The sequence below is a fragment of the Rhodococcus sp. NPDC080181 genome (assembly GCF_040702225.1).
Lineage (GTDB): Bacteria > Actinomycetota > Actinomycetes > Mycobacteriales > Mycobacteriaceae > Rhodococcoides > Rhodococcoides fascians.
Genome location: NZ_JBFBKN010000020.1, coordinates 48,349 through 72,227, shown reverse-complemented (window position 1 = coordinate 72,227; position 23,879 = coordinate 48,349). Strand labels below are relative to the sequence as shown.

At 66.2% G+C, this 23,879-nt stretch carries 24 protein-coding genes and 1 riboswitch; of the genes, 8 read left to right on the top strand and 16 right to left on the bottom strand.

The features are described 5' to 3' along the window. Positions 1-79: 79 nt before the first annotated feature. The 4 genes from AB0O58_RS20695 to AB0O58_RS20680 form a co-directional block, all read right to left on the bottom strand. Complete coding sequence (locus AB0O58_RS20695; protein ID WP_027498472.1) at positions 80-1,210, bottom strand: glutamate--cysteine ligase; 1,131 nt, start codon at positions 1,208-1,210, stop codon at positions 80-82. Between the two features lies 1 nt (position 1,211). After that, complete coding sequence (locus tag AB0O58_RS20690) at positions 1,212-1,934, bottom strand: superoxide dismutase family protein (RefSeq protein ID WP_032365131.1); 723 nt, start codon at positions 1,932-1,934, stop codon at positions 1,212-1,214. Between the two features lie 96 nt (positions 1,935-2,030). Next, a complete protein-coding gene (locus AB0O58_RS20685) occupies positions 2,031-2,567 on the bottom strand; it encodes a LytR C-terminal domain-containing protein (RefSeq protein ID WP_230591907.1) in 537 nt (178 codons plus the stop codon). 103 nt (positions 2,568-2,670) lie between these two features. Beyond that, on the bottom strand, positions 2,671-3,006 hold the full coding sequence (locus AB0O58_RS20680) for a DUF3263 domain-containing protein (protein ID WP_032365130.1): 336 nt from the start codon (positions 3,004-3,006) through the stop codon (positions 2,671-2,673). Between the two features lie 295 nt (positions 3,007-3,301). Between AB0O58_RS20680 and AB0O58_RS20675 the strand changes: the two genes are divergently transcribed. The 3 genes from AB0O58_RS20675 to AB0O58_RS20665 are packed head-to-tail and all read left to right on the top strand — an operon-like array spanning position 3,302 to position 5,696. Continuing rightward, complete coding sequence (locus AB0O58_RS20675; RefSeq protein ID WP_027498476.1) at positions 3,302-3,904, top strand: peptide deformylase; 603 nt, start codon at positions 3,302-3,304, stop codon at positions 3,902-3,904. Between the two features lie 35 nt (positions 3,905-3,939). Continuing rightward, positions 3,940-4,884, top strand: coding sequence for a GNAT family N-acetyltransferase (locus AB0O58_RS20670; protein ID WP_366238716.1), 945 nt, complete (start codon positions 3,940-3,942; stop codon positions 4,882-4,884). Positions 4,885-4,895: 11 nt separating this feature from the next. Further along, positions 4,896-5,696 (top strand): exodeoxyribonuclease III, encoded by an 801-nt coding sequence (locus AB0O58_RS20665; RefSeq protein WP_052068771.1) that lies wholly within the window; start codon positions 4,896-4,898, stop codon positions 5,694-5,696. Between the two features lie 16 nt (positions 5,697-5,712). Here AB0O58_RS20665 and AB0O58_RS20660 read toward each other — a convergent pair whose 3' ends face one another. Together AB0O58_RS20660 and AB0O58_RS20655 are read right to left on the bottom strand one after the other, a co-directional pair. Then, the gene (locus tag AB0O58_RS20660; protein WP_045840626.1) at positions 5,713-6,069 is read right to left on the bottom strand and encodes a GNAT family N-acetyltransferase; all 357 of its coding nucleotides are present in this window, start codon (positions 6,067-6,069) and stop codon (positions 5,713-5,715) included. 114 nt (positions 6,070-6,183) lie between these two features. After that, positions 6,184-6,510 (bottom strand): GNAT family N-acetyltransferase, encoded by a 327-nt coding sequence (locus AB0O58_RS20655; protein WP_027498479.1) that lies wholly within the window; start codon positions 6,508-6,510, stop codon positions 6,184-6,186. 301 nt (positions 6,511-6,811) lie between these two features. On the opposite strand from AB0O58_RS20655, the gene thiD reads away from it, so the two are divergent. Then, complete coding sequence (gene thiD / locus AB0O58_RS20650; protein WP_032374726.1) at positions 6,812-7,666, top strand: bifunctional hydroxymethylpyrimidine kinase/phosphomethylpyrimidine kinase; 855 nt, start codon at positions 6,812-6,814, stop codon at positions 7,664-7,666. Here the strand turns inward: thiD and AB0O58_RS20645 are convergent. The 7 genes from AB0O58_RS20645 to thiO form a co-directional block, all read right to left on the bottom strand. Beyond that, positions 7,628-8,449, bottom strand: a complete 822-nt coding sequence (locus AB0O58_RS20645; protein ID WP_283542183.1) for an adenylate/guanylate cyclase domain-containing protein — start codon at positions 8,447-8,449, stop codon at positions 7,628-7,630. The two genes, thiD and AB0O58_RS20645, sit on opposite strands and share 39 nt — an antisense overlap. Positions 8,450-8,485: 36 nt before the next feature. Next, positions 8,486-9,952: a M28 family peptidase gene (locus AB0O58_RS20640; RefSeq protein WP_027498482.1), complete on the bottom strand. Its 1,467-nt coding sequence runs from the start codon at positions 9,950-9,952 to the stop codon at positions 8,486-8,488. Between the two features lie 25 nt (positions 9,953-9,977). Then, the gene (locus AB0O58_RS20635; RefSeq protein ID WP_027498483.1) at positions 9,978-10,748 is read right to left on the bottom strand and encodes an ABC transporter permease; all 771 of its coding nucleotides are present in this window, start codon (positions 10,746-10,748) and stop codon (positions 9,978-9,980) included. After that, a complete protein-coding gene (locus AB0O58_RS20630) occupies positions 10,748-11,710 on the bottom strand; it encodes an ABC transporter ATP-binding protein (protein WP_027498484.1) in 963 nt (320 codons plus the stop codon). The genes AB0O58_RS20635 and AB0O58_RS20630 overlap by 1 nt, the downstream gene beginning before the upstream one ends. Positions 11,711-11,994: 284 nt before the next feature. Further along, the gene (locus AB0O58_RS20625) at positions 11,995-12,747 is read right to left on the bottom strand and encodes a thiazole synthase (protein ID WP_032374723.1); all 753 of its coding nucleotides are present in this window, start codon (positions 12,745-12,747) and stop codon (positions 11,995-11,997) included. Continuing rightward, on the bottom strand, positions 12,740-12,955 hold the full coding sequence (gene thiS / locus AB0O58_RS20620; protein ID WP_366238711.1) for a sulfur carrier protein ThiS: 216 nt from the start codon (positions 12,953-12,955) through the stop codon (positions 12,740-12,742). Before thiS ends, AB0O58_RS20625 begins: the two co-directional genes overlap by 8 nt. Continuing rightward, on the bottom strand, positions 12,952-14,004 hold the full coding sequence (gene thiO, locus AB0O58_RS20615) for a glycine oxidase ThiO (RefSeq protein ID WP_366238715.1): 1,053 nt from the start codon (positions 14,002-14,004) through the stop codon (positions 12,952-12,954). Before thiO ends, thiS begins: the two co-directional genes overlap by 4 nt. After that, positions 14,005-14,116: riboswitch (TPP riboswitch) on the bottom strand. Between the two features lie 46 nt (positions 14,117-14,162). Here thiO and thiE point away from each other — a divergent pair. After that, on the top strand, positions 14,163-14,855 hold the full coding sequence (gene thiE, locus AB0O58_RS20610; RefSeq protein WP_027498488.1) for a thiamine phosphate synthase: 693 nt from the start codon (positions 14,163-14,165) through the stop codon (positions 14,853-14,855). 2 nt (positions 14,856-14,857) lie between these two features. On the opposite strand, the gene AB0O58_RS20605 is transcribed toward thiE, so the two are convergent. Continuing rightward, complete coding sequence (locus AB0O58_RS20605; RefSeq protein ID WP_032365122.1) at positions 14,858-15,694, bottom strand: NUDIX hydrolase; 837 nt, start codon at positions 15,692-15,694, stop codon at positions 14,858-14,860. Positions 15,695-15,779: 85 nt separating this feature from the next. Between AB0O58_RS20605 and AB0O58_RS20600 the strand changes: the two genes are divergently transcribed. Genes AB0O58_RS20600 through AB0O58_RS20590 form a run of 3 tightly spaced genes read left to right on the top strand, consistent with a single transcriptional unit; the run spans position 15,780 to position 20,547 of the window. Beyond that, positions 15,780-17,084 (top strand): hypothetical protein, encoded by a 1,305-nt coding sequence (locus AB0O58_RS20600; protein ID WP_032365121.1) that lies wholly within the window; start codon positions 15,780-15,782, stop codon positions 17,082-17,084. Next, positions 17,081-18,052, top strand: coding sequence for a glutamate ABC transporter substrate-binding protein (locus tag AB0O58_RS20595; protein ID WP_032365120.1), 972 nt, complete (start codon positions 17,081-17,083; stop codon positions 18,050-18,052). Before AB0O58_RS20600 ends, AB0O58_RS20595 begins: the two co-directional genes overlap by 4 nt. Positions 18,053-18,063: 11 nt before the next feature. Then, entirely contained in the window at positions 18,064-20,547 is a 2,484-nt protein-coding gene (locus AB0O58_RS20590; protein WP_366238710.1) for a tetratricopeptide repeat protein, read from the top strand. On the opposite strand, the gene AB0O58_RS20585 is transcribed toward AB0O58_RS20590, so the two are convergent. Together AB0O58_RS20585 and pta are read right to left on the bottom strand one after the other, a co-directional pair. Then, positions 20,544-21,734 (bottom strand): acetate kinase, encoded by a 1,191-nt coding sequence (locus AB0O58_RS20585; protein WP_032374721.1) that lies wholly within the window; start codon positions 21,732-21,734, stop codon positions 20,544-20,546. The two genes, AB0O58_RS20590 and AB0O58_RS20585, sit on opposite strands and share 4 nt — an antisense overlap. Next, entirely contained in the window at positions 21,731-23,848 is a 2,118-nt protein-coding gene (gene pta / locus AB0O58_RS20580) for a phosphate acetyltransferase (protein WP_179274113.1), read from the bottom strand. Before pta ends, AB0O58_RS20585 begins: the two co-directional genes overlap by 4 nt. Positions 23,849-23,879: the final 31 nt, after the last annotated feature.

The window sequence follows — 23,879 nt, the reverse complement described above, 5'->3', positions numbered from 1 at the left end:
ACCTCGACGCTCTCGACGTCCCCCTGCAGCACGCCGTTGATCGTAAACGCTGAGTGAACACAAAATTAAATACAGAGGGTCACGATTGGAGATCGGTGACCAACGACTCCACGACGGCACGTAGATCGCCGCCGGATTTCGCGGCCACTGCACGCTGGCGTTGATACGAGGCACCGAGGCGGGGAATGTCGGCCACCGCGGCAAGCTCGTCGACGCAATTCAACCGGACCGCCGTCGGAGTCAACTTCTCCAGTAAGTCGTGCAGATCATCGGTGACCAGCCGCTCGTTGCTGTCGGCGTCGAGAATGATCTCGGCGTCGAGGCCGTACCGGGCAGCTCGCCACTTGTTCTCCTGGACGTGCCACGGCGGGATCGTCGGCAGGGTCTCGCCTGCTTCGAGTCGTTCGTCGAGATGCACGATCAGGCAGTGCGTCAACGCGACGAGGGCCGCGAGTTCACGCTTGGTCGATGCGCCGTCGCACACCCGAACCTCGATGGTTCCCCACTTCGGAGCCGGGCGGATGTCCCAGTGCATGCCCCCGAGCTGCTCGATGACGCCGGTCTTGAGCTGATCACGAACGAATCCCTCGAACTGCGACCAGTCGTCGAACTGAAACGGCAGACCGGCCGTCGGCAACTGTTGAAACATCAGTGCTCGGTTGCTGGCGTATCCGGTGTCGTTGCCCGCCCAGATCGGCGACGACGCCGACAGTGCCAACAGATGCGGGTATTGCAGCAGCAACGAGTTGAGGATGGGAAAGACCTTGTCGGGAGAGGACACCCCGACGTGGACGTGCACGCCCCAGATGAGCATCTGTCGGCCCCACCACTGGGTACGCGCGATGAGCTCGTCGTAGCTCGGGGAGCTGGTCAGCTGCTGCGTCGACCATTCCGCGAACGGGTGCGTCCCGGCCGAGAACAGATCGATCCCCAGAGGATCCGCGGCTCGGCGCACCAGGTCCAACGAGCCGCCGAGGTCCTCCATGGCCTCCCCGACGTTCTCGCACACTCCGGTGACGAGTTCGACGGTGTTGCGCAGCAGTTCCTTCGTCACCCGAGGCGTGTCTCCGGCGAGGTCACGAACGCCGTCCATGACTGCCTCGGCGGAGTTGACGAGATCCCGCGTGCTCTTGTCGACCAGCGCAATTTCCCACTCCACGCCGAGCGTGGGTCGCGGAGAACTCGCGAAGTCGATCCGGGGAGCGTTCAAACTACTTCAGTACCGCGCACGCCGCCCGAGCACCGGCATCACCGGTCATCAGGGTCGCCATGTCGGGTACCGCAGCACCGTCGGGCAACGTGTACCGCGGCGGGATGTTGGCGAAGTTGTCTGCGCCCTCGTGCACGATGACCGACGTTCCGGCACCACCGGCGCGCAGGTCGTCCAGCGTGATCGCATCGGTGGTGGTGACCAGGCGGCCCGTGCCGTCCTCGCCCACCTGGATCGACGACAGGTCGCCGCTGGAGGGGTGTTCGGTGCGTCCGTCGACCTGCAGGTGACCACCCGCAGAGAGGAAGTTGCCCGGCTCACCGCCGGTAGGTGCCACCGAGTTGGGCTCGCAGGCCCCGACGGTGTGGACGTGGAAGCCGTGGAAGCCCGGCGTCATGTTCTCGACCTCGGCCGTGACGGTGAGCTTCTCGCCCTCCGACGCGAACGACACGGTGCCCACCTCGGCACCGGACGCGTTGCGGAGCACGCCCTCGATCATGTTCTCGGAGCTGCCTTCCGAGCCACTCTCTGCCCGACCGTCACCGGCGACTGCGGCCGCGGACGGGTCTGCTTCACCGGTCCACACCGGCGGCACCGTGCCGGGTGTGTCGGACGCGACCTCGCCGTTGCTGCAGGCGGAGAGCCCGAGAGCGGCGATCGCGAGGACCGGGGCCACGTAACGCAAAGAGCGGGTCGCAGCAGTGCGTCGCTTGAACAGGTCCATCGAAGAGTGCTCCTCTTTCGGGCAGGGTGAAGGGCTTGCAAAATCATAACGTGCCGACCGATTCGGCCGAACCGGACAGGTTGTCATGCCGGCGAGTTACTGCGTCACGATGACGACGACACCCGCGGTGGATTCGAGTGAACTTGGTTTGGGCTCGGCCGGAATGCCGAGTTGGGTGGCGATCGTCTGCGCTGCCTGCTGCTCACCGGTGTCGGTGCCGTAGTACACCGCGGTCTGGGCGAACTGGGCTTCGCTGAAGTTGCCGGTCTCGGCGACCGTCCAGCCCTCGGCGGTGAGTGTGCTCGCAGTGCCGGCGGCGAGCCCGGAGACGTTGGAGTTGTTGAGCACGCGCACCTCGACATCGGCGGCGGCGCGAGAGGTGGTTGCTGCGGAGGACGTGGTCGACGACGCGGCAGGAGCCTGCGCGGCGGGAGCTTGGGTACCGGGAGCTTGCGCCACCGGAGCGGCAGCCGTCGTCGTCGCGGCAGCGGGCGCCTCTGCGGCGGCATCCTCGGAATCGGAGCCGGTCAGAGACAGTGCACCGACCGCTGCGAACAGGATCGCGAGCGAGATCAGCACCATGGCCAGGGCACGGAGGGGTGGCCCGGTCTGTTCCGGGTTGGGGCTGCTCACGTACTCGACCCTAGCCGACCGTCGATCGAGACCTTTTCAACGGAGCTTGCACCTTCCCCAGGGAGCAACATCTCTCGGCAGAGTCGAAACCCGGCGCGGGGGATCAGACGTCGAAACCGAGCCGACGTGCGGCGCGGGCCTTCTGCCTGCTCGCACGCAAACGGCGCAGTCGCTTGACCAGCATCGGGTCTGCGGCAAGGGCTTCGGGACGATCCACCAACGCGTTGAGGATCTGGTAGTAGCGGGTTGCCGACATGGAGAAGAGTTCCTTGATCGCCTCTTCCTTGGCCCCGGCGTACTTCCACCACTGGCGCTCGAAGGACAGGATGTCGTGCTCTCGTCGGCTCAAGCCGTCCGCACCGACTTCGTTCGGATCGTGAGAGCCGTCCGATCCCGGTTGCTGAGACTGGTTCGAGTCACGCGCTGCTGCGCCGTCCATCCCACTCCTCGACTTCTCGACTCCCCTGGGCCCGTGCGACAACCGACCCCGAGGAAATCTGCTTCCCCCAGTGCTGCCGGCACCCGTACGAGTACCGACCGAACTTCGAGCGAATTACACAGTTGTACTTCGGGGATCATTCAACCACGTTCGACCGCCCGGACCCGGCTCCCGCGAGGTACTCGCGCGTGGCGTGTTCGTCGACGACCGAACCGTCGGTGCGACACTCGTCCACCGGCTCCGCTCCCGACGGGCCGGTGGGTGGGCCGGGCGTCACCCACTATCCTTGTCGACCATGGCAATTCTTCCCATCCGGATCGTCGGCGATCCGGTGCTCCACACTGCGACCGATCCCGTCACCGAGTCGCCGGCCGAGCTCGCCGAGCTGATCGCCGACATGTACGAGACGTTGGCGGCTGCCAACGGCGTCGGACTGGCGGCGAACCAGGTGGGCGTCGGTAAGCGTCTGTTCATCTACGACTGCCCCGACCAGGGCGCGGACGGCAAGGTTTTCCGCCGCCGCGGAGAGGTCGTCAACCCGGTGCTCGAGACGTCCGAAATTCCCGAGACGATGCCCGACCCCGACGATGACGACGAGGGGTGCCTCTCGGTCCCCGGTGAGCAGTACCCCACCGGTCGGGCCGACTGGGCGCGAGTGACCGGTACCGACGCCAACGGCGATCCGGTGGACATCGAGGGCCGCGGGTTCTTCGCCCGGATGTTGCAGCACGAGGTGGGTCACCTCGACGGCTTCCTCTACACCGATGTGCTCATCGGTCGCCACGCGCGAGCGGCGAAGAAGGCGATCAAGCGCTCCGGGTGGGGCGTCCCCGGCCTCAGCTGGGTGCCGGGCACCGTCGACGACCCCTTCGGCCACGACGACGAGGACGAGGACTGATCGCTGCCGTGACCGTTCCGCCGGGGACGCGGGTGATGCTGCGGTACCGACTGCCACCCGGCCACACCCATCCGATGACGGACGTCATCGGGGAATTGGTGTCGGCCGACGCGGTCGCGGTGTCGGTCCGCGCCAAGGACGGCGCTCTGGTGCAGGTGGCCGCCGATCGCATAGTGGCCTTGAAGCCGTTGGGCCCCAAACCTGTTCGCACCTCGGAGATTCGGGCTCTCGAGGCGGCCGCGGCCGACGGGTGGCCGGGTGTCGAACAGGAGTGGATCACCGGCTGGCAGTTGCGTTTCGGGCACGGCTTCACCGGGCGCGCCAATTCGGCGGTGCCTCTCGAGCCCGGCGCAGCAGCAGATTCCGAGACGGTGGCCGCGATCTCCGCCCGATACGACGCACGAGGACTGACGCCGATCCTCGCCCTCCCCGACCGTCTCGCGACCGCACCGGCCGGTTGGTCGACGTTCAACGAGACCGTCGTCATGGCGGCGGATATCTCGAATCTGGCTCTACGCGAGGGCGACTCGCCTGTCACCGTCACTCCCGAACCGACCGCCGACTGGTTGAGTTCTCTGCGCTACCAAGGCCGAGAGGCGACGACGGGTGCTGCCGAGGTGGTCTCGGCGGTGCGCAACGGAACCCTCGGTTTCGGCGCGATCGGGAACGCAGGAGTCGGATCGATCGCAGTGGGCCGAGCGGCCGTCACCGCGGCCCCGGACGGTCGGTCGTGGGTTGGCTTGACCTCGCTCTGGGTGTCCCCCGAGCATCGCCGCAACGGTCTCGGCACGCTGATCTGCGGCGAGCTGGTGCGATGGGGACGCGAGAACGGCGCCACGCACGCATACCTTCAGGTGGCCGTCGACAATACCGATGCCCAGGCGCTCTACCGCGATCTGGGATTCGGCGAGCATCACCGCTATCGCTACGCGCGCCCGGACGACGCGATCGCCCGCGAACCTGTCGGACGCGTTCGATAGGGTTCCTTCCCGTGCGCTTTGCTACCTGGAATGTGAACTCCGTCCGCTCTCGGCAGGATCGAATCGTCGATTGGTTGCAGCGATCCGACGTCGATGTGCTGGCGATGCAGGAAACCAAGTGCAAGGACGCACAGTTTCCGTACGAGCGGTTCACCGAGATCGGCTACGAGGTTGCCCACGTCGGGCTCAGTCAGTGGAACGGCGTGGCGATCGCGTCGCGCGTCGGCTTGGACGACGTGCAGGTCGGCTTCGAGGACCAGCCCGGGTTCAGCAAGGATCCCGAGGTCGAGGCCGCAGACGAGGCCCGCGCCATCGGAGCGACCTGCAACGGGGTGCGTATCTGGAGCCTGTACGTGCCGAACGGCCGCGAGCTTGCCGACCCGCACTACACCTACAAGCTCGAGTGGCTCGCGGCACTGAAGACCGACGCGCAGGCGTGGGTGGCGGCGGACCCGCAGGCGCAGATCGCGCTCGTCGGCGACTGGAACATCGCTCCCACCGACGACGACGTGTGGGATCCCGCCCTGTTCGAGGGCAAGACTCACACCTCGCAGCCGGAGCGTGATGCCTTCGCGGCATTTTCCGAGGCCGGTTTCACCGAGGTGACGCGGCAGTTCACTCCCGAGCCCAGGACGTTCACGTACTGGGACTACACCCAGCTGAGATTTCCGAAGAAACAAGGTCTGCGCATCGACATGGCGTTGACCTCACCTGCTCTGACGGCTCGCGTGACCGGCGCATCGATCGATCGCGAGGAGCGCAAGGGCAAGGGTGCCAGCGATCATGCTCCGGTGATCGTGGAGATCGGCTGAGCCGCGGTCGTCTCTGCTATTCGACGACCAGGTCCAAGAACTCCGGGTGCTGCGCCAGGTAGCGACGGACGTAGGTGCAGATCGGCACGATGCGCCAGTCACGGTCGCGCGCGGTGTTCAGCGATGCGCGAACGAGCACCCCTGCCCAGCCGCGGTCGCCGTATTCCTCTTTGACGACCGTGTGCATCAGCGCGACAACCGATTCGTCGCCGGCTGCGTCGTCGCCATCGCCGAACCGATAGCCGAGGATGCCGACGAGATCGTCGTCGACGAACAGATCGAATCTGTTGTGATCGGCGTTGTCCTCGATGCGGACCGAGGGGCGCTCGACCGGAATCGCCGCGTCGGAGCGGCGGTGAATGATGTGACTCATGTCACTTATGAGACCAGAGTTGCTCGAGTGTCGCGGGGAATGTGCACCGATCGACGCCGAGTCGAGTCCTTTACGTAACCAGCCGTGGCGTGACCGGCCGGGCAGTGCGAGTACTCAGAGAGCGACGAGCATGTCGTTGTACTCGGGGTTGGCTGCCGCGAAGCGCTGCACGTAGGTGCAGACCGGCTTGACCTTCCAGCCGTAGGACCGCGCGCTGTCGAGGGCGCGGCGAACCAGAATGCCGGCCAAGCCTTGATGACCGAAGTCCTCGGTGACGACGGTGTGCATGAAGGAGACGACATGCGTGCGTGTCGCACGGGCTCCGTTTCCTTCGACTTCGAAGAATCCGACGATGCCGACGAGGTCGCCGTTCAGTCGAAGCTCGAAGCGATTCTGGTCTTTGTTGATCGAGACATCAGCACTGGGAGAACTCGCAAGCATGGACGCCTCCTTTGCTGGGTGTGGAGTGGTGGAGGAACTTCGGAACCGAGACGGTATGTGACGTGCACCACTATTAAACATGCGCGAGGTGGGTCTGTCACCTTTTCTACCAACAAACCTTCGGATGCGTAGGTTTGTCCATCGATCCCGAACCGGATGCTGGTACAGCTCATAAGTGTCCCCGTGCGCCGTTGTGATACAACAACATTCAAAGTGTCACCATGTTTTCACCAACATTCACCTCCCGCGTCTCGCCTGCCGAGACCCTGCCGATCGCGGCCCGCCGGTACTGTCGTCTCTCGTGAAGTTCCTACCGCTCACGCCCAACGGCGAGACTCCCGTCCGCGCGCTGACGATCGCCGGAACCGACTCCGGCGGCGGTGCCGGAATCCAGGCGGACAGTCGCACGATGGCCATGTTGGGCGTGCACGCATGTGTTGCCGTCGCGGCGGTGACGGTCCAGAACACCGTCGGCGTCACGGGCTTCCACGAGATCCCGCCGGAGATCGTCGCGGCTCAGGTTCGCTCAGTGGTATCGGACATCGGCGTCGGCGCAGCGAAGACCGGGATGCTGGCGTCCACCGCGATCATCGAGGCGGTCACGGCCGTGTGCACCGAGGTGGGTATCGGCCGCGACCACCCGGTTCCGCTCGTCGTCGACCCGGTGTGCGCGTCCATGCACGGTGACCCCCTACTGCACGCCGAGGCGCTCGACGCCATCCGGCACACGCTGTTTCCCATCGCCTCGCTGGTGACTCCCAACCTCGACGAGGTTCGGTTGATCACCGGCATCGATGTCGTCGATGACGCCGGCGCGCGTCGCGCCGCCGAGGCGCTGCACGGATTGGGCGCGCAATGGGCCCTGGTCAAGGGCGGTCACCTCCGCACCTCGACCCACAGCACCGATCTACTGTTCGACGGCGACACCTTCCTCGAATTCACCAGCGAACGCATCGACACCGGCAACGATCACGGCGGCGGCGACACCCTCGCGGCCTCGATCGCGTCGGCGCTGGCCCACGGATACTCGATGCCCGACGCGGTGGCGTTCGGCAAGGAATGGGTCACCCGTTGCCTCGCCGCGTCCTACGACCTCGGTGCGGGCCACGGCCCGGTGTCACCGCTGTGGCGACTGCACGAGTCGGAGAATGCGTAGGTCGTCGGGTGCGCCCTTGATCTTCGGAGCGAAGAAGCTGCGCCGATAAGGCTTGGCGACCACGTGCAACGCGTCGAGCACCTCCGGTGACACGGCGTCGAGTGCGGCGGCCGAGATCATGGTGTTGCCGTTTCCGCCGGTCTGCATGACCCGCGCTGCGACGGTGACGTCGACACCGAGCCAGTCGGAACCGACCTGACGCGGGCTTCCGGTGTGGATCCCGACGCGCATCGTCGGGGTGTAGCCGTCGACGTTCACGCTGGTGAGGGCCTCGCGCGCCGCGAACACGGCGTCCACGGCTTTGCCCGCATCGGCGAACACGGCCATGATGCCGTCGCCCAGCCGTTTCACGACGTGCCCGCCGCGGAACACGACCTCGGGTTCGACGGCTTTGGAGACTTTGCGGAGCAACGTCAATGTGGCGGTATCGCCGGCGCGCAGTGACCACGACGAGAATCCGACGAGATCGGTGAAGACGATCGTGACGTCCTCGTCGCCGCGGCCCCGGCCGGCTCGCTCGAGGATGGCCTGCCACACCTGCAGGGCACCGAGGCCGAGTTCGCGGGAGGCACCCGGTTCGTCGTCGAGTCCGTTCGCTGCCAGGAACCGATCCGCCACGCGCGCGACGGCCAGTGCGCGTCCCGGACCGTCGATCGACAGCGGATCACCGAACGTGGGGTCACCGGGTAATGCGCGACGCACACGCCGAACCGCCCCGACGACGGTGGGCGCTCGGTTGGTGGTGCGGACCCACTCCACCACCGAGGAGACGACTGCGTTCACAGCATCGAGCGTAACTCACGGTTACACATACTTCCCCTACCCTTCGGCGCGTGCGGCCTCGCGCGCAGCCCCGACCGGTACTCCGTTGGGGCCTTCCACCGACTGCGCGTAGACACCGATGCCGTATGCCACGGCGGCACCGTTCTTCGCCAGCGCCGCGCGGTCGACGTTCGCCAGGGTGTCCTGATCGGTGTGGTAATTCTCGTCGAACGTCTGATCGGCCGTGCCACCCCACTTCGCGGCCTGCTCGGCGGTCTTGTTCTCGTCCGCGCCGCTGAAGACGCCGCCTGCGGGGATGCCGACCTCGATGAACGGCCCGTAGTCGGATCGACCGTCGAAATCCGTACCGTCGACGGCGATACCGTCGGCCGCCAAATGCTCGACGAACGTGCGCTCGATGGCGTCGGATCCGGCCGGTCCCGCGGGCTCACCGACCTGGTCGGAGTCGTCGCCGTCGTAGGCGAGGTAGCCGGGGTTGTGCGAGCCGATCATGTCGAAGTTCAAGTACAGCGCGATGTTTCGCTTGTCCTCGTCGGACAGGCCCTCGACGTACTTGGTCGAACCGACGAGCCCGTTCTCCTCGGCACCCCAGAATGCGAACCGGACCGCGTTGGTCACCTCGGGCGCACTGCCCATCTGCAGAGCAGTCTCGAGCACGGCGGAGGTGCCGGTGCCGTTGTCGTTGATGCCCGGGCCCTCTGGGACGCTGTCGAGGTGGGCGCCCGCGACCACCACGTTCTCGGTCGAGCCGGTGGTGGTCTGCGCGATGATGTTGCGGCTCGTGGTCGACTCGGTCGTCGTGACGAGCGTCAACGTGACATCGGGGGCCGCGAGGACCGCTGCCCCGTCCTCCTGGCTGACACCGCCGGTCGGAATCTTCGCGGTCTCGGAATCACCGAGCGTTCCCGAATCCAGTGGTCCGGGTTCGTTGTTGACGATGATCGCTGCTGCCGCACCCAATTCGGCGGCGACGGTCTGCTTCGCACCGAACGGGCACACCCCTCGCGGCACGACTGCCACCGCTCCCGTCAGGTCGAGACCGGCGTAATCGGTTGCCTCGCACCCGTCTGCCCCGGCGGGAGCGCCGACGACGCGTGCGGTGATCCCCTCGGCGGACGTGGTGGGCGAGTAGCTGAGCGCGAACACCGGAATCTCGGTGCCCGCGAGCGAGAGGGTTTGCGTCTGCGCCTCGAAGGTGTCGAAATCGAATTCGGGAGTGGTGACGTCGAATCCGGCCGATTCCAGTTGGGAGACAACGTAATCGACACTCGCGTCGTATCCGGCAGTCCCGGCCGCGCGGTTACCGTCGTGCGCGGCGGCGATGTCCTCTAATTCCTGCAGGTGCCCGACGAGGGCATCCTCGGTGACCGCTTCCGACAGTCCGGCCCCGTCGGGTGTCGCGAAAACTCTGGCCGGTTCCTCGTCCCCCGTACCGGAGGAGGACGAGCAACCGGCCAGAATCAGGACAGTGACGGCGCTACCTGCAAGCAAGGAAATCCGCATAGCGGACACCCTACCCAGGCAGGTGTCAGGCGTCCCGGCGATTGACGACGAACACTGCCACTCCGAAGATCACCGCGGTGAAGACGACGAAGTAGATCAGGCTGCCGACGGGTCCCCAGTGGAAGTCCGTTCCCGCGGATCCGCCGAGGAAATGGTCGGCGTTCTTGAACGGCAGGAACGGCTGAATCTTCTCGCCGACCTTCGGGATGATCCCGACGAGGTTCTCGATGAGCAACGGCCACAACAACAACACGGCGATGGCACCGGCGGACTGGCGAATCAGCGCACCCACGGCAACGGCCAGAACGATCTGCACGAACGCCAGAATTGCGGTGCCGTAGACGACGCGCCAGGTGCCGTCGACGTCGAAGCTCAGCAATGCGCCGGCTTCCTCACCGGCGATGGATTTGGCCAGGAACAACGCGCCGAAGGCGAGAACCAACGACAGCACTGCCCCGTACACGCCGACGATCAGTGCCTTCGCACCGAGCACCGAGGCCCGGTTGGTGATCGCCTGGAACGTGGTTCGGATCAGGCCGAAGCGGTATTCGCTGGTGACGGTGAGTGCACCGAGGATCATCAGCACCATGATGCCGAGTCCGCCGACGCCGCTGCCGACGACGTCGTATGCGGTGGTCGGTGGCAGACCTTCCGGCGCATCCGGGCCGACGGCGGTCTTTGCGGCCCAACCCAGGATGGCTCCGAACCCGAGGCCGAAGACCACCACGATCGCGCTGCACCACCACGGCGACTTGGTCGAGGTGAACTTGATTCTTTCTGCTGCCAAGACGCCCATCAGAGTGCACCGCCCATTGCTTGCTGAGTGTTCTGGTCTTCGGCTCCCGAGCCGTGATATTGCACTGTGTCTCCGGTGAGTTTCATGAATGCTTCCTCGAGCGAGCCGCGCTGAGAGGCCAACTCGTGCAATGTGATTCCGGCCCGGCCGGCGAGGTCGCCGATCGCGTCGGTGGTGGAGTTCAGCACGACGAGCGAGGGCTGCAGTTCGTCGGACTTGTCCGGCTCACGCACCGTGAGGCCGGCGGTGGTCAGCACCTGACGTAGGCCGTCGAGTTGTGGGCTGCGCACGCGTACCGAGGCCTCGGAGGCATGGTCGATGAATTCCTGCACCGAGGAATCCGAGATCAGCTTGCCGCGTCCGATGACGATGAGGTGTTCGGCCGTCTGCGCCATCTCCGAGAGCAGGTGGCTCGACACCAGGACCGTGCGGCCCTCGGCTGCCAAGCGCTGCATGAACTTTCGGATCCAGACGATGCCCTCGGGATCGAGTCCGTTGACCGGCTCGTCGAACAACAACACCTTGGGGTCACCGAGAAGAGCGCCGGCGAGACCGAGCCGCTGCGACATGCCGAGCGAGAATCCGCCCGCATTCTTCTTCGCTACCTCGGACAGGCCCACCAGCCGCAGCACCTCGTCGACGCGGGACTTGGGGATGCCGTTGGACGCGGCCATCCATTCCAGGTGCGCACGCGCAGATCGGTTGGGGTGCACCCACTTGGCGTCGAGCAGAGCGCCGACGGTACGCAGTGGCTGCTTCAGGTGGCTGTAGCTCTTGCCCTCGATGGTCGCCGTCCCCGAGGTGGGGCGGTCGAGCCCGAGAATCATTCGCATCGTGGTGGACTTACCCGCACCGTTCGGTCCGAGAAAGCCGGTCACGATGCCGGGTTTGATGGTGAAGGTGAGGTTGTCGACCGCCGTCACCGCTCCGTACTGCTTGGTCAGTCCTGTCACTTCGATCATGGGACAACTGTCCCCGATCGACGGCGTGTCCACATCGCCCCACAGTCGCGACTTGCATCATCCTTTTGGATGACACAGACCCTGAGACAGCCGAGGCCTGGCTGGGGCACGCGGTCGCCTGAGCGCGGCCGCAAATGCGCGCGCGTCTGCCAGATGCGCGGGGATTCGCCCTCATTTTCGCCACTATTCTGCGCGCGTTTCGCAAACGCGCTCGCGTTTGCGAAATACGCAGCACCACACAAAGGGCTGCGCCGCCGACGCAGCCGCTCATGTGAATGCAGCCGCTACATCGGTGAGCTTGCCTGCGCCCAGAATCGTTTCGGGATGCGGCCTGCATGTCGGGCCTGGTAACCCGCCGCCACCGCATGTCTCATCGCCGACGCCATCAGCGCCGGGTCCTTCGCGCGGGTCACCGCGGTGGCGAGCAGCACTGCGTCGCAGCCGAGTTCCATCGCGAGGGTTGCGTCGCTGGCGGTGCCGATGCCCGCGTCGAGGATCACGGGCACCCCTGCGGCCTCGACGATCATCTCGATGTTGTGTGGGTTGGCGATGCCGAGGCCGGTGCCGATGGGTGAGCCGAGCGGCATGACGGCAACGCAGCCGATGTCTTCGAGCCGCTTGGCCAGTACCGGGTCGTCGGTGGTGTACGGCAGCACCTGGAAGCCGTCGTCGACGAGTTGCTCTGCGGCCTTGACCAATTCGATGGCGTCGGGCAGCAGGGTTCGCTCGTCGGCGATCACTTCGAGTTTCACCCAGTCGGTCTCGAGCGCCTCGCGGCCGAGCTGCGCGGTGAGCACGGCCTCGGCCGATCCTCGACACCCCGCGGTGTTCGGCAGCGGGGCGATGTTCAACCGCCGCAGCAGATCGAGCACTCCCGTTCCACCCGCGGCGTCGACGCGGCGCATCGCGACGGTGGTCAGTTCGGTGCCCGACGCGACGAGGGCTTCCTCGAGGACGGCGAGGTTGGCCGCTCCCCCGGTGCCGGTGATGAGCCGCGAGGTGAAGGTGCGATCGGCGATGGTGAGTGCGCTAGCCACCCTGAACCGCCGTGAGAACGTCGATGGTCCAACCCTTTTGGACGTCGGTGGTGTCCCATCGGCTCTTGGGCATCACGGTTCCGTCGACGGCGACGGCTATACCTTTCTCGGGCAGGCCCAGGAATTCGAGCAACCGACGCATGGTCATGTCCTCGGTGAGCAGGTGATCCTCGCCGTTGACGGTGATCCCGATGGCAACCTGGGTCATGGTGTCCTTTCGATCTGTGAAAAGCGTTCGGGTGTGGCGGCTTTGGCCTCGGGCAGCGTCTCGCCCGATACCAGAGCGGCGACGGCGTCGGCGGTGATCGGCGCGAGCAGAATGCCGTTGCGGCCGTGCCCGGTAGCGACGATCACGTCGTCGGCGAGTCTGCCGATCAACGGCAGTCCGTCGGGGCTCATCGGCCGTAATCCTGCAGCGGTTTCGTACAGTTCGTACTCGCCGATGCTCGGCATGAGCCGTTCGGCGTCGGCGATCAGGTCTCGTACCCCCGCCACGGTGACCTGGGTGTCCTCACCGGATTCGTATTGTGTTGCGCCGACGACCAATCCGTCACCGCGTGGCACCAGGTACACGGGTCGGCCGTGCACGGTTCCGCGGATGGTGCGGTGCGGTGGCGGTGCGGCGCTGGGTCGGCGACGCAGCCGCAGGATCTCGCCTTTCACCGGCCGGACGGGCAGTGTCGGCCACAGTGCGGCGCAGCGAGAACCGGCGGCCAGGACCACCTGATCGGCGTCGGGAATTGCGTCGACCGAGGTTGCCACGAACTCCACTCCGGCGTCGAGACATCCCTGCTCGAGCGCGGCAACCAGGGCCCGATTGTCGACGGACAGCTCGGTCGGTGCCAACAACGCGAGCCGAATGTTCTGCGCCAATGCAGGTTCGAGTTCACGCACCTGCGCGCGGCCGAGAATCTCGAGCTCGTGTCCCTGCTCGCCCACCCATTCGGCGATCGTGCGCAGGTCGGTGGCGTCGGCGGAGTCGAGGGCAACCGTCATCGATCCGGTGGCCGAGAACACCGACGGGCCGGGAAGGCGTCCGGCGAAGTCCGGCCACCGTGCGAGCGACGCGGCACCGAGCCGTAGAAGTTCGTGTTCACCGGGCCACCCCTCGGACAGCGGGGCCAGCATGCCGCCGGCGACCCACGACGCGCCTCGACCCAGCGCAGGATCGTGCACCACCACCCGGTGGCCGTCCTCCGCCAGTCGTAGCGCCGTCGACAGCCCGATGACGCCTCCGCCGATAACGACGATATGCACGCGATTCACGTCCTCACTCCCTGCGCCCGCATGATCGGGTTCAGGTATTGACGGTAAGGGCGGCGAACCCACTCTCAGCCCCACGATCCTCGGGACTCCCGCGATATGTCGGCCACTCCGTCGTCGGTCGCGGCTGCCATGAGAATACAGTTCGTTTCGTGCACCCAACTCAGACCGTCCGCAACCAGACTCCTCGCGAGCGTCTTGCGTCCGCTCGCCTCTACCTGTGTACCGATGCCAGACGCGACAAGGGCGATCTCGCGCAGTTCGCCGAGGCCGCGTTGTCCGGTGGCGTCGACATCATCCAGCTGCGCGACAAGAACTCCGCCGGTGAGCGCCAGTTCGGCCCGCTCGAGGCCAAGGACGAGCTCGCTGCGCTGGCGATTCTGCTCGCTGCCACCAAACGCCACGGCGCCTTGCTGGCCGTAAACGACCGCGCGGATCTGGCGCTGGCGTCCGGTGCGGACGTCCTGCATCTGGGCCAGGGCGACCTGCCGGTGCACTATGCGCGCCAGATCCTCGGCCCGGATGTGGTGATCGGACGCTCGACGCAGAACCGCGCGCAGTCCTCGCTCGCCGCGATCGAGGACGGCGTCGACTACTTCGCCGTCGGTCCGGTGTGGCCGACGCCCACCAAGCCCAACCGCTCGGCCGCCGGGCTGGAAACTCTGCGGGCCACCGCAGATGCGTTGCCGGAGCGCCCGTGGTTCGCCATCGGCGGCGTCGACGCGACCAATGTGGATCAGGTTCGAGCGGCGGGAGCCGAGCGCATCGTGGTCGTTCGGGCGATCACCGAAGCACGTGATCCGCAGGCTGCTGCGCGCGCGCTGGTACAAGCTCTACAGAACTGACGTCACAGCCAGGCGAGCACGGCGGACGGCGAGAGCACGTGCACCGCGCCGGGCAGTCGATTCTGGAGTCCGCGGTCGGCGGTGACCAACGCGGTCAGGTCTGTCGATCGGTGGGCCTGATCGGTGAGGGTGTCATCGCCGCTGCCGTCCGCGAGGATTACCGGGATGCGCGGATCGTCGACAACGGCGTCGCGCGCTTGCCCCTCGAGCACGGCCTCGATGCGGGTGAGCCAGCCGTACTGGCCGCTGGGTAGTTCCACCGTGCGCGGCAGTGTCGCGGCCAGCGACGTCAACAGTGCGCCGGTCGAGCCGGCGCGGTCCTTCCACCAGCCGTCGGGCCGGGAGCCGAGGACGTTGGCGGTGTCGAGCAGCACGCGCAGCGGCTCGGTACGCAACGACGGCCAGCTCGACGCGAAACCCGGATGCAGTGGCAGCTCGCCGACGATGGACTCCGGCACCCACCGCAGTTCCGTGCTCTCGCCGTTCGGGACGGTGGCCAGCGGGTGATCGGTGTCGGCGATGACCGTGGTGTACGACCAACCGCTCGGGACTGCGGCGGTGACACGCTCGCTGCGCACGCTCAACTGCTCGGCCGAGATACCGGCTTCCTCGTGCGCCTCGCGGACCGCGGCGTGCTCGGTGCTCTCGTGCGAATCGCGAGCCCCGCCCGGCAGGGCCCACGTTCCGCCCTGATGACTCCACAAGGCGCGGTGCTGCAGCAACACCATCGGTTCGCCCGCATCGGAAGGCGCACGGAGCAGCAGACCGGCGGCACCGTGCTTGCCCCAGTGCCGAGAACCGTTCTCACCGATCACCCAACCGTCCCCGTCACCGCGCATGCTCCCCACCCTAGGTGAACCGCCTCGCCGCAGTGTCTGTGCTGTAGTGGCTGCAGTGCGGTCCGCCTGCTTATATGCTCGATGCGTGATCGCGGCCGGCATTACTCCCTCTGCTGCCGTCCCCCCGACAACGGCACCCCACGTCGGTGCCGCTGCAGGCAAGCCACCGGTTCGATACACGATGCGTTCGACGCCTGCGCGGTTGGTCGCGATGGGTACCGCGCTGGTCGTCCTGGCGCTGACGGTCGGAAATCTCGCGTCCACGGCGGTGACCGATCGAGTCGACACTCTCGGGACACTGCTGGTGCGCACCGAGCCGTTCGCCAACTCGGCTCAGAATCTCTACGGTGCCCTATCGGTGGCCGACGCGGCGGCCGCGTCGGCCTTCATCGCCGGTGGGCTCGAGCAACCCGAAGTACGTGACCGGTACTCGCAGGCGTTGGGTGAGGCGTCGTCGGAATTGATCGCCGCGTCCGCCGGGGTCACCGACAAGGACGAGGCCACCAGCGCGGTGCTGACGCAGATCGCTACCGGGTTGCCGGTGTACAGCGGGCTGGTCGAGACGGCGCGAGCGAACAATCGCAGCGGGAACCCGGTGGGTGCGGCATATCTCGGCGAGGCGTCGACGATGATGCAGTCCAGCCTGTTGCCGCTGGCCGAGAAGTTGTACACCGAGCAGGCCTCCCGCGTCTCGGCCGATCAGGAGAGGTTCACCAGTCCCCCGTACTTCGCGATCGGGTCGGTGGTGTTCCTGTTGCTGATGACCGGTCTCGCCCAGTGGTATCTGTCCCGGACGACGCGTCGCACACTGAATGTCGGTTTTCTCGGTGCCACGGCCGCGCTGGCCGGCTTGCTCGGGTGGATGTTGGTGGTGGGGTTGATCTCGTCGATCGCCACCGACCGCGCTATCGACCGCGGGGTGGCGCCGCTGAAGTCCTACACGACGGGGTTCATTCTGGCCCAGCAGGCCAGGGCGGACGAGACACTCGACCTGGCCCGCCGCGGTGGCAGTCAGGATTACGGACAGTCGTTCGCCGGCAACGTCTCTCGGCTCGCGGACATGTTCGAGGGCGACCCCGAGGTGACCGAGGCCCTGAACAACTGGTCGGCCTCGCATGCGCGCATCGATTCGGCGCTCGAGGTGGGCGACTTCAACGGTGCGGTGTCGATAGCGACCGGATCGGGTGATTCGGATTCGGCGGCTGCGTTCAACGCTCTCGACAGTGTGCTGGTCGACGGGATCGACAGTGCCCGAAGCGAACTACGCTCCAATATCGATCGATCGGTCTGGGTCCTGTCGGGCTTGTCCAACGGCGCGTACGTGCTCACGGTGGTGGCCTCGGTGGCGTTCGGAGTCGGCCTGTTCCCGAGGCTGCGTGAATACCTGTGAGACGCCTACTCGCCGCCGGCCTCGTCGCGACCGCCCTGCTCGTCGGATGCTCGCCGCCGGAAAGAATTGCGGCACAGAGCGATACGATGTTCACCGAACCGCCTCTGCCCGACGGAGCAACCGTCGCGGCTCGGCCCACCGAAACACCGGCGGACGACGAGTGCGCCCGCCCCACGGCCAGTCTGCGGCCGCTACCGACCGGCACCGACGCGCCACTGCCTCCGCAGCCGACCATCGATGCACTCCGAGCCAAGGGTCGCCTCGTCGTCGGCCTCGACACGGGCAGTAACCTTTTCAGCTTTCGCGACCCCATGACCGGGCAGCTGGTCGGGTTCGACGTCGACATCGCTCGGGAGATCTCACGCGACCTGTTCGGAGACCCGAACCGGTTGGACTTCCGAATTCTGACGTCCGCACAGCGCCTCGAAGCTTTGCAGGACTCGACGGTGGACATCGTGGTGAAAACCATGACGATCACGTGCGCCCGGCGTAAGGACGTCCAGTTCTCCACCGTGTACTTCCAAGCGCAGCACCGAGTTCTGGTGGTGCAGGGCTCGGGTATCCGTGGGGTCGGGGATCTGGCGGGCAAGCGGGTGTGTGCGGTGGAGGGCACCACGTCGCTGCGTCGCCTGCAGCGGGTGCAGCCGGCCGCGACCGTGGTGACGGTGCCGATGTGGTCGGATTGCCTGGTGGTACTGCAACAACGACAGGTCGACGCCATCAGCACCGACGACGCCATCCTGGCCGGGCTTGCCGCACAGGACCCGTACCTCGAGATCGTCGGCGACAGTCTGAGCCCGGAACCGTACGGCGTGGGCATCAACAAGAAGAACGAGGATCTCGTACGATTCGTCAACGGAACGTTGGCACGCATCAGGTCCGACGGCACCTGGAACCGCATCTACAACAAGTGGCTGACGGTCCTCGGCCCCTCCCCCGGTCCACCCACCGCGTCGTACAGCGATTAGAGGCGCACGTCATGGACGAGGACGAACAGCAACCCACCGCTCCCGCGCAACGCACGCAGGCGGTGTCACGGGATCAGCTCACATCGACGGACGGCGTCGAACGCACACAGGCGGTAGCGCGACCGGAAGCGACGTCGACCGACGGCGTCGAACGCACGCAGGCGGTGTCCCGGTCGCCGATCGACGACCGGACCGCACCGACTCCGGGGCCGAATTCGCCGGTAGGTGAGGACAACTCGAAATCCGCGGTTGCCAAATCCACAGCCGCCAAATCCGGCATGTCGCAGAGCGCGTCCACTCGGGCCAGAACCGGTCGATCTCGGTCCGGTCGTTCCCGCAGCACCGGTATTCGGCGTCGTCTGGGCGGCGGCCTGGTGGAGGTTCCGCGGGTGGAGCCGATCGATCCGGCGACCGCGGTGATGTCGGACCCTACGGTGCCGCAGCACAAACGGTTCTGCTGGAAGTGCAACGCCAAGGTCGGGCGCAGCGAACCGGGCGAGCCCGACATCTCGGTGGGCGTGTGCCCGCACTGCGGCACCACCTTCGATTTCACGCCGCTGCTCGAGCCGGGTGATCGGGTGGTGGGCCAGTACGACGTTCAGGGCTGCATCGCGCACGGCGGTCTGGGGTGGATCTACCTGGCCATCGACCGTAACGTCAGCGACCGCTGGGTGGTGCTCAAAGGCCTACTGCATTTCGGCGACGAGGAAGCCCATGCGGTCGCGGTCGCGGAGCGTCAATTCCTGGCCGAGGTAGCGCATCCCGGCGTCGTCAAGATCTACAACTTCGTCGAACAACCCCGCGGCGACGGCACTTCCGTCGGCTTCATCGTCATGGAGTACGTGGGTGGTCGTTCGCTGCGCGACATCCTGACCGCATGCGGTGACGACGCCCGCATGCCGGTCGAGCAGGCGCTCGCCTATGTTCTCGAAGTGCTTCCGGCACTGGGTTATCTACATTCGATCGGGCTCGTCTACAACGATCTCAAGCCCGAGAACATCATGGTCTCCGAGGACCAGATCAAGTTGATCGACCTCGGCGCGGTCGCGGGCATCGAGGATTACGGCTACCTGTACGGCACGGTGGGGTACCAGGCACCGGAGATCGTGAAGACCGGGCCGACGGTGGCGTCGGACATCTACACCGTCGGCCGCACCCTCGCGGTGCTGACGCTGGACATGCCGTCGAAGAACGGCAAGTACCTCGACGGCCTGCCCTCCGTCGCAGAATCGGAAGTGCTGCAGCAGTTCCCGTCGCTGCATCGCCTGCTGCTTCGAGCCACCAACGCAGACCCGACGCGGCGGTTCCGGTCCGCGGACGAGTTCGCGGGGCAGGCGACCGGCGTACTGCGCGAGATCCTGGCGATCCGGACGGGCGTCGAGCGGCCCGGCCTGTCCGCGGTGTTCAGCCCGCCGCGTACGACGTTCGGTACGGAGCAGTCGGTGGGTCGTACCGATACCTACGTCGACGGCAAAGTACGCCACGAGCGCATGACGGCAGCCGAAGTGGTTGCCGCACTGCCGGTTCCCCTGGTAGATCCCAACGATCCGAGCGCTCCCCTGCTGGCTGCCGCCGTGCACGTCGAAGCTCAGCAGACTCTGGACTCGCTCCAGCATGCCAAGCGGAACGGCATCGAGCGGGTGTCGGCCGGTACGTCAGGTGCCACCGGTTCCGCGCCCGCGGGAGCGAGCCTGGAGATCACCCTCGCCGAGGTCAAGGCGCACCTCGATCTGGGGCACGTCGTGGAGGCCACCGACATCCTGTCGAAGGTGCAATCCGAGGATCATGCCGCCGATCCGTGGCGGGTGCAGTGGTACGCCGGATTGATCGCCTTGCTGCACCACGAATACGATTCTGCGTTCACGAGTTTCGACAACGTGCTCGGAGCGATGCCCGGCGAGCTCGCGCCCAAACTCGCGCTCGGTGCCACGTCGGAATTGTTGGGGCATGTCGCGCTCGGCAACGACGAGGACGCCGAGAAATGGCGGGCCAGAGCCGAGGGCCTGTACCGCGCTGTGTGGCGCACCAACAGGGGCATCGTCAGCTCGGCGTTCGGTCTGGCCCGGCAGCTGCAGCGCCGCGGTGATCAGACCGGTGCCATCGCGGCACTGGACCAGGTGCCGATCAGCTCGCGGCACTACTCGATGGCACGGATGACCAGTGTGCTGACCTTGCTGATGGATCGCTCGCGCGCCGAGCTGTCCGAGGCCGATTTCCGCTCTGCCGCACGGCGAGTGGCGCTGCTCCCCAAGGCGGAGAGCCGAGCACTGCAGATGCGGACGCTGGTGCTCGCGATGGCCTTGGACTGGATCGTCTCCGGCCACGCCGCCACGGCCGAACGGGAGCCGATTCTCAGCGTCCCGTTCACCGAGGACGGATTGCGGCGTGGCACCGAGAAGGGGCTGCGGGCGTTGGCCCGCAACGCCACCGATCGCGCGCATCGCTTCTCACTGGTGGACCTGGCGAACGCTATCCGGCCCCGTTCACTGTTCTAGTCGCCGTCACGAACCAGATCGTCCGTCGCCCGAGCGATCGCCAGCTCCTCGTTGGTCGGCACCACCAACACGGTCACGGTCGACGAGTCGGTCGAGATGACCCGAGCCTGCTTGCTGCGCACTGCATTACGCTCCGGGTCGATCTCGATGCCGAATCCCTCGAGGTTCGCCAGGGCGTCGGCACGCACGGCGGACGCGTTCTCGCCGACACCCGCGGTGAACGTGATGACGTCGAGCCGGCCGAGTCCGAGCATGTACGCGCCGATGTACTTGCGCAGTCGGTGAATGTAGACGTCGTACGCCAGCCGCGCGGAGGCGTCGTCGTCGTCGATCCGTTGTTGTAGTTGCCGGAAGTCGTTGACCCCGGACAGTCCGATCAGTCCGGACCGCCGGTTCAGCAAGGCATCGATGTCGTCGACGCTCATACCTGCGCTGCGGCGCAGATGCATGATGACGCCGGGGTCGATGTCGCCGCTGCGAGTACCCATGACGAGTCCTTCGAGCGGGGTCAGGCCCATCGAGGTGTCGACTGCCTTGCCCCCGGAGACCGCCGATGCCGAGGCTCCGTTGCCCAGGTGCAGGACGATCTGGTTCAGGTCTGCGAGATCGCGTCCCAAGAACTGCGACACCTGGTCCGAGACGTAGTGGTGCGAGGTGCCGTGAAAGCCGTAGCGCCTGATGTCGTGCTCGGCGGCGACGGTCGCGTCGATGGCATAGGTCGCGGCTGCGTCGGGCAGCGAGTGGAAGAAGGCCGTGTCGAACACCGCCACGTGCGGGACGTCCGGCAGCTGCTTCCTGGCAACCTCGATGCCGAGTACGTTCGGCGGATTATGAAGCGGTGCAAGACTGCTCAGGTCCGAGATCTGCTGCACAACGGCGTCGTCGATGATCGTCGGACGGTAGAACACCGTTCCTCCGTGGACGACTCGGTGCCCGACGGCGGTGACGTCTGAGCCCAGTTCGATTCCCGCGTCCGCGAGCATCTCGAACGCCAGCGCCAGACCGGCACCGTGATCCTCGATGTGCTGGGTACGCTCGACGCTCTCGCCGCGATGGTCGAGTTCGACGCGGCCGTCGGATTCACCGATGCGCTCGACGAGCCCACTGGCCAGCGATTCGCCCGAATCGGGATCGACCAGTTGAAATTTGACCGAGGAGGAACCCGAGTTGACGACGAGGATGCTCACGCCTGTGCCTCCTGCTGGGAGATACCCTGCGCCTGAATGGCGGTGATGGCGACGGTGTTGACGATGTCCTCGACCAGTGCCCCACGCGAGAGGTCGTTCACGGGCTTGCGCAGGCCCTGCAGTACCGGCCCGACAGCGACGGCACCGGCGCTGCGCTGAACGGCCTTGTAGGTGTTGTTGCCGGTGTTGAGGTCGGGGAAGATGAACACCGTCGCGCGGCCTGCCACGTCGGAATCCGGCAGCTTCGATTTCGCGACCGACGGCTCGATGGCCGCGTCGTATTGAATGGGGCCCTCCACCAACAGTTCCGGGTTACGTTCGCGCACGATGGCCGTCGCTTGCCGCACCTTGTCGACGTCGGCTCCCGAGCCGGATTCGCCGGTGGAGTACGACAACATCGCCACTCGCGGTTCGATACCGAACTGGGCCGAGGTCTGCGCCGAGGAGATGGCGATGTCGGCCAATTGCTCGGCCGTCGGGTCCGGCACGACGGCGCAGTCGCCGTAGGCCAGTACGCGATCGGACAGGCACATCAGGAAGATCGACGAGACCGTCGACACGCCCTCGGTGGTCTTGATGATCTCGAACGACGGCTTGATGGTGTGCGCGGTCGTGTGCGCCGCTCCCGACACCATGCCATCGGCAATGCCCTTGTGCACCATCATGGTTCCGAAGTAGGAGATGTCGGCCATGATCTCGCGGGCACGCTCGATCGTCATCCCCTTGTGCTTGCGCAGTTCCGTGTACTCCTGCGCGAATTCCTCGGCGTAGTCACAGTTCTTGGGGTCGAGGATGGTCGCCGAATCCAGATCCACTCCCAGTTCCGATGCACGACGTCGAATCGGGCCTTCTTCGCCGAGGATCGTGAGGTCCGCGACCTGGCGTTGCAACAGCCTTCCGGCGGCCCGCAGAATCCGGTCGTCGCCGCCCTCGGGGAGCACGATGTGCTTGCGATCGGCACGCGCTCGATGGATCAGCTGGTATTCGAACATCTGCGGCGTCGTGATGGTCGGGATGGCGATATCGAGCCGTCCCAGAAGGGTTTTGGCGTCCACCCGCTGCTCCATCAGGCCCAGCGCGGTGTCGACCTTGCGCTGAGAACCGACGGCAACACGGCCACGGGTCTGCGCCGCAGCCGATGCGGTGTCGAAGGTTCCGAGCTCGGTGGTCAGAATCGGCAGTCTCGGACCGAGACCGGCGACCAGTCGTGCGATTGCCGGGTGCGGTTCGATGCCGCCGTTCATGATGATGCCGGCGAGGGACGGAAAACCCTCCGCCTCATGAGCATTGACGAGTGCGAGAAGTACGTCGGACCGGTCTGCCGGCGCGATGACGACGACACCTTCGGTGAGCCGCTCCAGAATGTGCTCGGCCGTCATACCGCCGACCATCACCCGCATCGCTTCTCGCTGCAGCAACGACGAGTCGCCGCTGTAGAGCGTTCCGTCCACCGCGTCGAGCAACTCCGCCATGGTCGGCGCGACGAGCAACGGGATCTCGGGAAGGCTCCACGCAGGAACGTCGACCGACGCCAATGCGTCGGTGACGGCGTCCAACTGATCCGGATCGCACCGGTTCGCCACGATCGCGGCGAGATGGGCGTGGTGCTGCCGCAGTTCGGCCTGGCACAGCGCCGCCAACTGAGCAATCTCGTCGGGGGTTCGATCGGAGCCACGCAGCGCGAGGAGCACGGGGGCACCGAGATTGACCGCGATGCGCGCATTGAAGCCGAGTTCACTCGGGCTGCCGACGTCGGTGTAATCGCTACCCACGATCACCACGGCGTCGCACTGCGCAGCCACCTCGTGATACCGACTGACGATCTCGCTCAGCGCCGCATCCTGATCGGAATGCACCTGCTCGTAAGTGACCCCCAGAGACTGCTCGTAACTCAGATCGGCGGTCGTGTGCTCGACGAGCAATTCGAGAATGTAATCCGGCTCCTCCGTCGAGCGAGCGATAGGCCGAAACACACCGACCCGGGCCGTCGTCGCGGCGAGCATCTGCAGCACACCCAACGCAATCGTGGACTTGCCGGAGTCGCCTTCCGGTGACGCGACATAAATACTCGAGGGATACATGTCAGCCGTCTCGGCGCCGGTGGACTCAGCCATGGCCGCCAGCTTAATGGTTGGGGTGTTGACA

Bases quoted from the DNA above. Each gene is read 5' to 3' on its own strand.
- AB0O58_RS20690 (WP_032365131.1), bottom strand. From the start codon at position 1,934: ATGGACCTGTTCAAGCGACGCACTGCTGCGACCCGCTCTTTGCGTTAC.
- AB0O58_RS20680 (WP_032365130.1), bottom strand. From the start codon at position 3,006: ATGGACGGCGCAGCAGCGCGTGACTCGAACCAGTCTCAGCAACCGGGA.
- AB0O58_RS20675 (WP_027498476.1), top strand. From the start codon at position 3,302: ATGGCAATTCTTCCCATCCGGATCGTCGGCGATCCGGTGCTCCACACT.
- AB0O58_RS20670 (WP_366238716.1), top strand. From the start codon at position 3,940: ATGCTGCGGTACCGACTGCCACCCGGCCACACCCATCCGATGACGGAC.
- AB0O58_RS20660 (WP_045840626.1), bottom strand. From the start codon at position 6,069: ATGAGTCACATCATTCACCGCCGCTCCGACGCGGCGATTCCGGTCGAG.
- AB0O58_RS20655 (WP_027498479.1), bottom strand. From the start codon at position 6,510: ATGCTTGCGAGTTCTCCCAGTGCTGATGTCTCGATCAACAAAGACCAG.
- AB0O58_RS20640 (WP_027498482.1), bottom strand. From the start codon at position 9,952: ATGCGGATTTCCTTGCTTGCAGGTAGCGCCGTCACTGTCCTGATTCTG.
- AB0O58_RS20635 (WP_027498483.1), bottom strand. From the start codon at position 10,748: ATGGGCGTCTTGGCAGCAGAAAGAATCAAGTTCACCTCGACCAAGTCG.
- AB0O58_RS20630 (WP_027498484.1), bottom strand. From the start codon at position 11,710: ATGATCGAAGTGACAGGACTGACCAAGCAGTACGGAGCGGTGACGGCG.
- thiS (WP_366238711.1), bottom strand. From the start codon at position 12,955: ATGACCCAGGTTGCCATCGGGATCACCGTCAACGGCGAGGATCACCTG.
- AB0O58_RS20605 (WP_032365122.1), bottom strand. From the start codon at position 15,694: ATGCGCGGTGACGGGGACGGTTGGGTGATCGGTGAGAACGGTTCTCGG.
- AB0O58_RS20590 (WP_366238710.1), top strand. From the start codon at position 18,064: ATGGACGAGGACGAACAGCAACCCACCGCTCCCGCGCAACGCACGCAG.
- pta (WP_179274113.1), bottom strand. From the start codon at position 23,848: ATGGCTGAGTCCACCGGCGCCGAGACGGCTGACATGTATCCCTCGAGT.